Here is an 11,090-nt window from a genome sequence, read left to right on the forward strand (position 1 = left end):
GCAATTCTTTTAGAACAATCCAGCTGGAAATATAATATTTTTTAGTATATTAATCCTGTATTTGAAAGAAAAGTAGCCTAAATGAGTAGGCAATAGTAATTTAATGTTGCTGATGAAGTTCTTGGATACACACTGCAAAAAAGCTACACCCGCTGTTGTTCATAGGCTGTCACCGGAAAGCCTCTCATAAGAGTCTCTTCATCATGCGAGATATAATCGCGAGATCCTGTGTTCCTGAATGACCTGACTTTTGTTATTGAAGCCTTCTAAACCTGGTTAAGATGATTCCCCTGATTGTTTTACTCGGAGCCTTCGCCATCATCTCCATTGGCATAAAGTACTTCACCAAGGAAAATGATTCTCAATTGGCTGGCAGGATTGCTATGTCGGTCATGCTGTTGTTTACTGCTTCAGGCCATTTTGCATATCCCGAAGGTATGGCGTTGATGATTCCCGATATTATTCCCTATAAAAGAGAAGTGGTTTTCCTTACCGGGATCATCGAGATTGCAGGGGCTGTTGGCCTGCTGGTCCGCCGCTTGCAGGTTATAACTGCTTGGCTGCTGATCCTGTTTTTTATTATGGTTTTGCCCGCCAACATTCATGCAGCAATCAGAAACGTTGACTATCAGACCGGGCCAAGTACGGGCCCAGGTATTAATTACCTTTGGTTCCGTGTTCCACTACAGCTGTTCTTTATAGCATGGACTTACTTCTTTGCGATAAGGAGGAATAAGAAATCAGAACAACCTGGCAAAAGAACACCTGCCATAAACATGCGGACGTCTGTAGACCAGTAGGCATCGTTTAACCACCTACAGTTTGACGGCTATAGAATAATCGTCTCTATTAAGCTTCAACTGCTAGTGCATCCACACCACCAGGAGCAGCAGATGTTACCGCGAGTCCATCCTGTCTGCTGCTCCCTTTATACGCGCCCTGCAAAACGAACATCAGATAAACATATGAACCACGACCACCACAACCATAGCGCAAAGAAGCAGGCAGAGGACAAGGCAGGAAAGCTAGCGGAGCGGCTGGAGGAGAAAACACTTCACGGACACTCCGAGGCCTTGCACCGGGACACGCGCCACGATGCGCCTCACGAAGGCCAAGGCGGCGCGCACGACCACCACAGCATGATGATAGAAGACTTCCAGAAACGCTTCTGGGTCTCGCTTGTGCTGTCGGTGCCTGTTATTGTGCTCAGCCCGATGGTGCAGCACATCCTCGGATACTCCGTTGTTGTACCCTATAGCATGTATATCGCCTTTGTTCTTGCCAGCGTCATCTTCTTCTATGGCGGATGGCCCTTTCTGGTGGGGCTGGCGGAGGAAGTGAAGAAAGCGGCTCCGGACATGATGACGCTTATAGGAGTAGCCATTACCGTCGCCTACCTCTATAGCACGGCTGTTACGTTTGGGCTGGAAGGTATGGACTTCTTCTGGGAACTGGCCACATTGATAGTGGTGATGCTGCTGGGCCACTGGATAGAAATGCGCTCGGTGCTGGGTGCTTCCAGGGCACTGGAACTGCTGGTGCGCATGATGCCCGCCGAGGCGCAGGTGGTGCGGGACGGGCAAACAGTCACAGTAAAAGTAGAGGAGCTAAACAAGGGAGACATCATACTGATAAAGCCAGGTGAAAAGGTACCTGCAGACGGCATTGTGATACAGGGAGAAAGCTACCTGAATGAGAGCATGCTTACCGGCGAGAGCAAGCCGGTGCAGAAAATAAAAGAGAACAAGGTAATCGGGGGATCCATCAACGGCAACGGATCGCTGCAGGTGCGCGTGGAGAGCACCGGCAAGGACAGCTACCTGAACAAGGTGATTAACCTGGTGCAGGAGGCACAAAAAACAAAGTCAGAAACGCAACGCCTAGCTGACAAAGCCGCCAAAGGGCTGACTTACCTGGCCCTGACAGCAGGCTTCGGTACTTTGGCTGCCTGGCTTCTTGCTGGCGCCGAACTGGATTTTGCAATGGAGCGCATGGTAACAGTGATGGTTATCTCCTGTCCGCATGCCCTCGGCCTGGCCATTCCGCTGGTGGTTGCTATCTCTACGGCAGTGTCCGCCAACCATGGCCTGCTCATCAGAAACCGCACCGCTTTTAAAACTCCCGCAAAATCACCACCATTCTTTTCGACAAGACCGGCACGCTTACCCAGGGCTCCCATGAGGTAGCTCAGGTAGTGACGTTTGATAAGGCTGTAGAAGAGCATGAAATGCTGCGGCTAGCTGCAGGCGTAGAACAGAACTCAAAGCATTTTATAGCGCAGGGCATACTGCGAAAAGTAAAAGCAGCAGAAATTGCCGTTCCTTCTTCAGATGCATTCCATTCCCTGCCGGGCAAAGGCCTGGAAGGCATAGTAGAGGGCAGAGACGTGAAGGTAGTAGGGCCCACCTACATGGAGGAGTTCAAAATAGCCCCACCAGCCAGCAAGGCAGAAGAAGGTGTGGAGACGGTGGTGTATGTGTTGGTGGACGGGCACGTAGCCGGCTATATCACGATGCGCGATCAGATACGGGAGGAATCGGCGGAAGCCATTCGACTATTGAAAGCGAGCGGAATCCGGAACTTGCTGCTGACCGGCGACAATGAGCGCGTCGCCAGGAGTGTGAGCGACAGCCTAGGTATGGACGGCTACCTGGCCAATGTACTACCACACCAGAAGCAGGAGAAGGTAAAGGAGCTGCAGCAGCAGGGAGAGTTTGTGGCTATGACAGGCGACGGCGTGAACGACGCTCCTGCCCTTGCGCAGGCAGACGTAGGCATAGCCGTAGGCTCCGGCACCGATGTGGCCGCCGAGACAGCCGACATCATCCTGGTGAACAGCAACCCGCAGGACATCGCCTCCCTCATCCTTTTTGGCAAAGCTACCTACCGTAAGATGATCCAAAACCTGTTATGGGCAACCGCTTATAATGTAGTGGCGCTGCCACTTGCCGCTGGTGTGCTGTACCAGCAGGGAATTATGGTTTCTCCTGCCGTTGGTGCCGCACTCATGAGTCTGAGCACCATCATTGTCGCCATCAATGCCCAACTGCTGCGAAGGCAGATATAGTCGGCTTAACCGGGAAAAAGGGGGATACTGATTCTGAGAGGTTTGGTAAAAGTGCTGGTGCCATAGTATAACGCCCTGCTACCTTTCCCTCTCTCAGCAACCAGATAATTGGAATCTCATGCTGTTAAAGCGAGAAATGCTTTAACAGCAACACCTCTAAATACTTATTTTTGCGTCATCCCAGTGTGTTCTCACCTGTAACCAAAGCCTTATCGGCTACTCTTCTGAAAGATGCTTTTTTTGTTGTGGCACACAAATTGTAAATGCTGCTTCAGTAACATCAGTGTTTTTAACTAAAATGAATTGTTATGAAAAAGGTAAGCTATATTTTATGCCTGGTGCTGCTTGCAGTGGTTGTATTTCAGGTTCCGGCCCTGGCCCAAAATAGAAAGTGGAGTCCTCAGGCGAAAGGCACAGTGATTGGAGCTGCCACCGGCGCTGCCGCAGGTGCCGTGATTCACAAGCGCAACCGCGTGATTGGCGGCGTAGTGGGTGGCGTTGTGGGCGGTGGAGCCGGCTATGCCGTAGGCAAACATATTGACAATAAAAACAAAGAAAAGGAAGCTGCAAGAATAGCCGAGGAAAACAGGATTGCGGCAGCCAACAGAGCTGCGGCTGAAGCAGCTGCAAACGAAAGGGCTGTAGCGCGCAGGACTATAGAAGAGAAGCCAGCGGTGGCCAGAAGAACCCCAGCCCGTAAGACAGAGGTTGCCCCGGCTGTACCGGCAGTGGCATTGCTCCATTCCTATAGGGCAGTTCAGGACCCGGTCATGAGCATGGCCCTTCTCCCCAATGAGTCTTATGGAGATCCTACCAAGCCCTATTATACCTCCGAGTATAGAAGGAAGAGCTGGTAAATTGCCGCGACTCACCTTGTTAATCCGGTGAGCCATTTCACCGGGCTGTTTTGTATGTATCGCGGTCCGGGAATTATTAACTTAAAGTATATGCTTATGAAACCATATATCCTGATACTGGCAGCTGCAGTAATACTCAGCGCCTGTTCAAGTCCAGAGGAGGCTGTTCATGTACAGGACCTGAACAAGCGTTTTATTTCTGCCTGGAACAATAACTCTGCCGAAGAGGTAGAATCCCTGCTGGCTGATGATGTGCAGTTTGTGCAGGGTGAGGTACACTACAATGGAAAAGAAGAAGTAGCTGAAAAGTGGGTGGGAGAAACGTTAGGCACTATCCGCGACCTGAAGACCAATGTGGTGAGCTCAGGAGAGGAGGCCACTATTGCCTATGAAGCGGGTACTTTTTCTGTGGATGTGCTGCCATCGGGCCCTGACCAGCCGCAGGCATTTGGAGAGGGTAACTTTATGTTACTCTGGAAGAAAGGCACAGACGGAAACTGGAAACTAAGTTATGCACAGTTAGAGGACCTGCCTGTTCAAGTCAAAAACTAAAAAATGATTAGATAGTTACTTTGTACTTTATTTTAAGGCCTTCAGGGATTCCCTGAGGGCCTTTCTTTTTACCGGGTTCAACCGGAGTGGGTGAAAAATCTGCGTATAGTATGGTTAAAGCAGCACTTCTCCTTTTGCCAAAGCCATAAATCAGATAAAACGGCAGCGGCGTTTCTTCCAATTATACGGGCTATGAATAAGCTTCCCCGGACAGCCACCTGTACAGTACCAGCTAAGTTTACTGTTACAAAATTAACTCTGCGAAAGCTGTTATGATTTCAAAAATATCTATATTTAGTATAGTTTAATACCCGATAGAGGGATGCATAAACCAGCCTGCAAGCTCTGAAACTGCAGACAGAATCGCTTACACTCAACTATTTGCATTTTCCTTCGGTGCCTGCCCTGCGCCCTTGCTTGCAGCGCTACAGAAGAATTTGCAACATTGGCTACGACATCAAAAGAAGAGTGGCAGCATATAAGAATTGTTCTTCCCATGTAAAGAGAATGTATAAAAGCAAGTGTATATGATGGAGCAGACAGAAGCAGTTCAGATGCAGACACAAGAACTTCAAGCGAAAATTGCTGAGCTTGAAAAAGAGCTGGCAGATAATAAACGGGAGGCACATATTGAAGCAGCTTTGGAACGGATTCGTGCAAGGGCAATGGACATGCATCATTCATTTGAATTAAGTGATGTGTTGTCTGTTCTTTTTGAGCAATATGATATTTTAGGCATTTGTCCGGTTTTCTCTCATCTCACGCTATTTGATGTAGAAAACAATAAATTCTCTTTCCGAACAACGGGTAGGGATGGGCAACGTGTACAGGCAGAGCAAAGAATAGACATTGATGCAATCGATGCCTGGAAAGACAGTGTTGAAAATTGGAAGAAAGGAGGTCCAACTCAAGTTAATGCCCATGTGTACCCTAAAGAAATTCTTCCACAGGTATTTCAACTGTTCGAAGAGATTCTTTCAACCATACCTCCAGAAGCAAGATATTACCCGGAAGATTTCCCTAATGGATTATTCATCACCCAGGGGTACTGCAAATTCGGCTATGTCGGGTTTGGCCATATTAGGCCGGCAACAGAAGAAGAGAAAGAAGTTGTAAGAAAGATAGCCGTTGAATTCGAAAGATTATATCAGCGTTTCATTGATTTGCAAAGGGCTGAAGCCCAAATAAAAGAAGCTCAAGTTGAAGCTTCCCTTGAACGGCTAAGGGCACAGACTATGGCTATGCACAGCAGCGATGATGTAGCTAATTCAACTGGTCTCTTGTTCAGCGAACTGGATAGACTTGGCATTCCGCTGTTACGTTGCGGGTTAATCATCATTGATGGAAAAGAAAAAACAATGCAGGTATGGAGAGCTACTACTACGCCGGAAGGAACAATAGGACAGGTAAGCGGCAAAGTATCCATGTCTATTCACCCCATGCTTGAGGCAGGTTACAATGCTTGGGTTCGGAAAGAGTCAGTTCTAAGGTATGACTTATCAGGTGATGATTTACAGAATTATTACAAAGCTCTTTCAAATAATGCTTCACAATTCACCAAGAGCGTTACCACGGAAAAACAAACCAGCACATCTTTCTATTTCAATGAAGGGGCCCTTTTCACATTCACTAAAGAGCCGCTGGATGAAGAAACAAGTTCCGTGATGAAACGGTTTGCAGCGGTCTTTAGCCTCACCTACCGTCGTTACCTGGATTTAAAAATTGCAGAAGCACAGGCAAGGGAAGCAGTAAAACAGGCCTCGCTCGACCGGGTTCGTGCAGAGATTGCCTCCATGCGCACTACAGGTGACCTCGAAAAGATAACCCCCTTGATCTGGAATGAGCTCACCATACTCGGGGTCCCTTTTATACGATGCGGTGTATTCATCATGGATGAATCACAACAGGTCAGTCACACCTATCTTTCTACACCCGAGGGTAAAGCAGTTGCTGCCTTTGATTTGCCCTATAATGCTCCTGGTAACATTTCGCAAATAGTGCATCAATGGCAGAACAGAAAGTTTTATACAGAATACTGGGATGAAGAAGCGTACACTGCATTTGCCGGTCATTTAGTACAGCACGGTGTAATAACTTCTACTGAGCAATATCTAAATGCGCTTCCTGCTGGTGGCTTTTATCTGCATTTTGCCCCTTTTCTTCAAGGCATGCTTTATGTGGGAAACATCACACAATTAGGTGACGAAGAAATAAAGTTGATTCAATCCTTAGCAGATGCATTTTCTACTGCCTATGCCCGGTACGAAGATTTCAATAAACTGGAGTCAGCCAAATCACAGGTTGATAATACGCTGATGGAGCTAAAGCAGGCGCAGCAACAGTTAATTCATGCTGAAAAGATGGCTTCGCTCGGACAGCTCACAGCAGGCGTAGCCCACGAAATTCAGAATCCCCTCAACTTTATCAATAACTTTTCTCTTATCAATGCTGAGTTGATTGCGGAGCTCAAAGAGGAGATCAACAGGGGCAATATGGAAGAAGTAAAAGCGATTGCAGAGAATCTGAAAGAGAACGAAGAAAAAATAACCCATCATGGCAAACGGGCCGATGCCATCGTAAAAGGCATGCTGCAGCATACACGTACGCGTACAGGCCAGAAAGAACCCACTGATATCAATGATTTGTGCGACGAATATTTACGCCTGAGCTATCATGGCCTTCGGGCAAAAGACAAAACATTTAAAGCAGAAATAAAAACTGACTTTGATGAACGCATAGGTAAAATTAAGGTCGTTCCGCAGGAAATCGGAAGAGTTTTGTTAAACCTGTTCAACAATGCGTTCTATGCTGTAAATGAAAAGAAACAAAAACTAAAAAGCGCTTTTGAGCCGGTAGTTAAAGTAGTTACCAGAATGGAAAATGAACATGTTATTATCAAAGTAACAGACAATGGTTCGGGCATTCCTAAAAAAATCATAGACCGGATCTTTCAGCCATTCTTCACCACAAAGCCAACCGGACAAGGAACCGGCTTGGGTTTATCTATAAGCTATGACATCATAAAAGCACATGGGGGTGTCATTAAAGTGAAAACAAAGGAAGGGGAAGGCTCGACGTTTGAACTGGAACTTCCTTTGCAAAACACCTAGGCCGGTAACTGTAGTTTTGATACCTTCCTTTGCTATAAGTAGTGGCTTTTGCTGCCATACAAGTTATCAGTATGAACGATGATATACTATCAACACTTTATGTTAAAAACTTGAACCAAAACAATTTTAAATAGTACTATAATAAATGGCAGCCTGTAGAAAAAGGTTAGCCAGGCTTTTCCGAAACGTTAGTTTGCTTGCGGGTATTGTTGAATAGGAGTATGATGACAGCATTCCAAACAATACACTTTTCTCACCCCCCTCTCCTCTCCTACTGACGTTGGTTTGACAGAAAATCAGATGCTTCTGGCACTAACTTTTATATAAACACCTACAGTTATGAAACAAAAAATCACTCATAACCCAAGCTTTTACACAAGACTGGGAGAGAAATCCGGTATATCGGCACTGGTAGATGACATTGTAGTGGCACGCATGAATAACCCTGTTGTGAGGTACCGCTTCCAGCCGGACAGAGACCAGACAGAAAACCTAAAGTGTAAGCAAGGCATACACCGTTGACTTCTTATGTTCCGGCTCTGGTGCCTTGAGCATTATACCGGCAGGGACATGCTGACGGCTCAAAAAGGAATGAACATCAGCGAAAAAAAATTTGTGGCCATGCTGGATGACATCCTTCAGGTATTGGCTAATAACAGGATAGATGCTGAAACAAGAAAAGACGTGTTGGCAATAGCCTATTCGCTAAAAGGCAATATCATTAGGGTCTGACTTTTAGTTATTCCCTTCAGAAAAAGGCGCTGCATAACGCTTTGCTGTTTTCGTTCAACACCCCGTGCAGGTTTGCTCTCAGACCAGCTGAAAAGTCAATAACCTGTCTCAATGGTACTGCTTAGCTGCGATATTATAACGGCTCCAACATAAAATACACAAACCAGATGGCAAACCAACAGTTACCTCCCGGCTTCCAGGACATGATGGAATTCAGTCTCGTAGAGGCCCTTTTAGGCCGTCGCTCCCGCCGCTTTTTTTTAGGAGCCGAGATACCAGACGGTGTTTTTGCTTATAAATCCAGGCACGAACCTGTGCCGCTGAGCGAACTGGAAAAGCTGCTGGTAGTGACGGCCTGCGGCGGAAACACGGGGTGGCATAACATGATTTACCGTGCACAGCGCTACGCCCCGCACCTTTCCAATTATGCCGGGTCAGCTGGTGGCCGCACATTCCCGTCAGCAGCCGGGTTCCACACCAGCATGACCTTTTTCACAGACGATGAAGGCGTGTACGTGCTGGACAACCGGGATGCACCCTCAGCTGCCAACAGGGCGGAAGACGGTACACTGGACCTGAACGAAGTAGTGAATACCCTGAAAGGCAATGTCAGAAAACTACAGCATGGCCGGCTGCGCCTGCCCCCGGAGGTACCTTACGTGGAAGCCCACAATACTTGGGTGGCGAATAAGCCGGGCACCTTACTGGTCTTTCCTGTTGCGGATTTGGCGCAGCATGTTCTTCTCGGGCTCTGTTATATGCTGCAGAACGGTATGGTGCTGACAGATGACATCAACAAAAGACCAATACCCGGCATAGAGCGGTTCCGTGATATAGTGGATGTGAAAAATAACTGGACCATTACTTTCCTGGAGCAGATTTCTATGGCTGAAGTAACGGCAGAGCTCTCCACCAGTTGTTATGCCGGTGCCCTGATGCTGCAGGCCATAGGCTTGGGAGGATGGATGTTCGATGGAATAGACCTTTTCAGCATGTTAGGCACAAGTGGTGTGCCGGAAGTGCCGGGCCTTGGTTTCCGCTACGACACTGACCCGCGCTGGCCTTATCCTAACCCAACGGGACTGGCTGGAGTAATGGAGGGTTTCTGTCCTCCTCACTTCCCTGACATGCGTGCGGCAGTAGATGCTGTCTGTAAGCGCAAGTTCGGCAAAGGAGGGCCATTTAACGAGGGCACGCCCGGCAACTGGAAGGAATCCGGCAAAGTGCGGGGAGCAGCCCAGGTACACGATGAGCGTTTCCGGGAATGCGTGGCCCTCCAGGCGCAGTATGTGTATGATACCTTTGGCAAGTTCCCGGGCACAGTGCCCTCCATTTTCCTGCTGATGTACCTTCAGGCGCACCATTTGGACCTGGAGTTCTACGATACGTTCTACCGGCCCGGTGCCTATCTCAGGACACATACGGAACACATGGCCCGCTGGCACCCATGAAATCCAATGGCAGGTTCTTTTACCCGGCTACAACCTGCCACCCGGAGATACAGGGAAACATTGTTTCTGCTTTTTCCTGCTACCCCTGCTCCGGATTGCTGCTACTAAAGCAGCCATACCTTTCCAATCGTAGCCACAATCTAAAACCCTCGTCTACATTCAACTTTTTCAAATCAGTTTAGCAAGGGGGCACATACCTTGTCCTCCTGCGCTCTAAGTACAAGCCAGAAAGCATCCTGATGACTTGGGCAAGGGTTGTTTCTACCCCTGAATCCGCGTTTACTTTCAGCAGGTGCTCCGGCAGTACCTCCTCGGGTTTTTGGTAAATGTGCCGGAGCAAATCCAGATCTTCTAACCGGGCATCAGAAACTATATGTTTCATTTTGTCTCTTTCGGCTAGCCTTCTTCCAATGACTCCTTCGGAAGTCTGCATCTCTATAAAATAAAACGGGACATGTTGTTTTTCCAGGGCCTGAGAAAAATGCGTCCGGTGTTTCGCCAGACCAAAAGTAGCGTCTACTACTATACCTTTGCGCTTTTCAACATGTGCAAGGGTTACTTCTAAAAGGGTTTGATATACTTTCTCTGTCACAGGCAGGGAATATAAGCCTTGCCTTATCATTGTGCTAGAGCGCTGGTAGAGAGGCAGTGCTGCTGCTGCTTTCCGGATGACATCACTGTTTATATGATCCCAGTTTAATTTCTCTGCTATACTTTCAGCGAGTGTTGTTTTGCCACAGCCGCTTCTGCCGCATACCAGCAGCACCGCAGGCTCTGAGCCAAAAAGGGCATAACGGAGCGCAAGGCCAACGTATCTTCCCACCGCCTCCTTTGCTTCCTTCCGCTCAGCAACTGCCACCTCTGGCTCACCGGATTTGATACATTCCACTTTTGCCCGGACACAGGCCGGTAACATTTATAGAAATCAGAAAGCAAGAGCATGTCCGGGTCGTGCAGTAAACCGGCTATTCTGTTGGTGAGGTAAAAAGCCAGGTCAGGGCGTTCATGATAGTCAAAGTCCATGGCCAGAAAAGCAATATCGGAGGCAACATCAATGTACCTGAAACTGTCATTAAACTCTATGCAGTCGTAGATACAGACCTTGCCTTTCCGGATATGAATGTGCTCGAGGTGAAGATCGCCGTGGCAATCCTGAATCCTGTGCTCCTGCACACGTTTTTCAAATAATTTCTGGGCTGTGGTCTAGAATGTATGATGTTGGAATAAGTATGGCAGCAAGGATGTTAGTTGAAAGTTATGTGCGAGATAACTATCCAGGTAAACTGCCCCTACTGCCACAGTATGAAGGTAGTCAAAAACG

9 protein-coding genes and 1 pseudogene are annotated in these 11,090 nt (G+C 47.8%); 8 read left to right on the forward strand and 2 right to left on the reverse strand.

Annotated elements, in window-relative coordinates; translation table 11 throughout:
• The first annotated feature begins 281 nt into the window (after positions 1–281).
• The 8 genes and pseudogenes from ACFS7Z_RS16510 (at position 282) to ACFS7Z_RS16545 (ending at position 9,769) form a co-directional block, all read left to right on the forward strand.
• The gene (locus ACFS7Z_RS16510; RefSeq protein ID WP_377486821.1) at positions 282–800 is read left to right on the forward strand and encodes a DoxX family protein; all 519 of its coding nucleotides are present in this window, start codon (positions 282–284) and stop codon (positions 798–800) included.
• Positions 801–965: 165 nt separating this feature from the next.
• Positions 966–3,067: pseudogene (locus ACFS7Z_RS16515) on the forward strand (copper-translocating P-type ATPase).
• Positions 3,068–3,375: 308 nt separating this feature from the next.
• Positions 3,376–3,924 carry a glycine zipper domain-containing protein gene (locus tag ACFS7Z_RS16520; RefSeq protein ID WP_377486824.1) on the forward strand — a complete coding sequence of 183 codons (549 nt, stop codon included), beginning with the start codon at positions 3,376–3,378 and terminating at the stop codon, positions 3,922–3,924.
• 96 nt (positions 3,925–4,020) lie between these two features.
• Entirely contained in the window at positions 4,021–4,476 is a 456-nt protein-coding gene (locus ACFS7Z_RS16525; RefSeq protein ID WP_377486827.1) for a YybH family protein, read from the forward strand.
• Positions 4,477–5,003: 527 nt separating this feature from the next.
• The gene (locus ACFS7Z_RS16530; protein WP_377486829.1) at positions 5,004–7,586 is read left to right on the forward strand and encodes a sensor histidine kinase; all 2,583 of its coding nucleotides are present in this window, start codon (positions 5,004–5,006) and stop codon (positions 7,584–7,586) included.
• Between the two features lie 339 nt (positions 7,587–7,925).
• A complete protein-coding gene (locus tag ACFS7Z_RS16535; RefSeq protein WP_377486831.1) occupies positions 7,926–8,108 on the forward strand; it encodes a hypothetical protein in 183 nt (60 codons plus the stop codon).
• A gap of 6 nt (positions 8,109–8,114) precedes the next feature.
• Entirely contained in the window at positions 8,115–8,318 is a 204-nt protein-coding gene (locus tag ACFS7Z_RS16540) for a hypothetical protein (protein ID WP_377486833.1), read from the forward strand.
• A 167-nt stretch (positions 8,319–8,485) separates the two neighbouring features.
• On the forward strand, positions 8,486–9,769 hold the full coding sequence (locus tag ACFS7Z_RS16545; RefSeq protein WP_377486835.1) for a hypothetical protein: 1,284 nt from the start codon (positions 8,486–8,488) through the stop codon (positions 9,767–9,769).
• Between the two features lie 178 nt (positions 9,770–9,947).
• Here ACFS7Z_RS16545 and ACFS7Z_RS16550 read toward each other — a convergent pair whose 3' ends face one another.
• Together ACFS7Z_RS16550 and ACFS7Z_RS16555 are read right to left on the reverse strand one after the other, a co-directional pair.
• Positions 9,948–10,592 carry an AAA family ATPase gene (locus ACFS7Z_RS16550; protein ID WP_377486838.1) on the reverse strand — a complete coding sequence of 215 codons (645 nt, stop codon included), beginning with the start codon at positions 10,590–10,592 and terminating at the stop codon, positions 9,948–9,950.
• Positions 10,478–10,942: a hypothetical protein gene (locus ACFS7Z_RS16555; RefSeq protein ID WP_377486840.1), complete on the reverse strand. Its 465-nt coding sequence runs from the start codon at positions 10,940–10,942 to the stop codon at positions 10,478–10,480. The genes ACFS7Z_RS16550 and ACFS7Z_RS16555 overlap by 115 nt, the downstream gene beginning before the upstream one ends.
• Between the last annotated feature and the right edge of the window lie 148 nt (positions 10,943–11,090).

This window comes from Pontibacter toksunensis (genome assembly GCF_042686245.1).
Classification (GTDB): Bacteria; Bacteroidota; Bacteroidia; order Cytophagales; family Hymenobacteraceae; genus Pontibacter; species Pontibacter toksunensis.

Coding starts and splice junctions, on each gene's coding strand:
- ACFS7Z_RS16510 (WP_377486821.1), top strand. CDS start 282: ATGATTCCCCTGATTGTTTTACTCGGAGCCTTCGCCATCATCTCCATT.
- ACFS7Z_RS16520 (WP_377486824.1), top strand. CDS start 3,376: ATGAAAAAGGTAAGCTATATTTTATGCCTGGTGCTGCTTGCAGTGGTT.
- ACFS7Z_RS16525 (WP_377486827.1), top strand. CDS start 4,021: ATGAAACCATATATCCTGATACTGGCAGCTGCAGTAATACTCAGCGCC.
- ACFS7Z_RS16530 (WP_377486829.1), top strand. CDS start 5,004: ATGATGGAGCAGACAGAAGCAGTTCAGATGCAGACACAAGAACTTCAA.
- ACFS7Z_RS16535 (WP_377486831.1), top strand. CDS start 7,926: ATGAAACAAAAAATCACTCATAACCCAAGCTTTTACACAAGACTGGGA.
- ACFS7Z_RS16540 (WP_377486833.1), top strand. CDS start 8,115: ATGTTCCGGCTCTGGTGCCTTGAGCATTATACCGGCAGGGACATGCTG.
- ACFS7Z_RS16545 (WP_377486835.1), top strand. CDS start 8,486: ATGGCAAACCAACAGTTACCTCCCGGCTTCCAGGACATGATGGAATTC.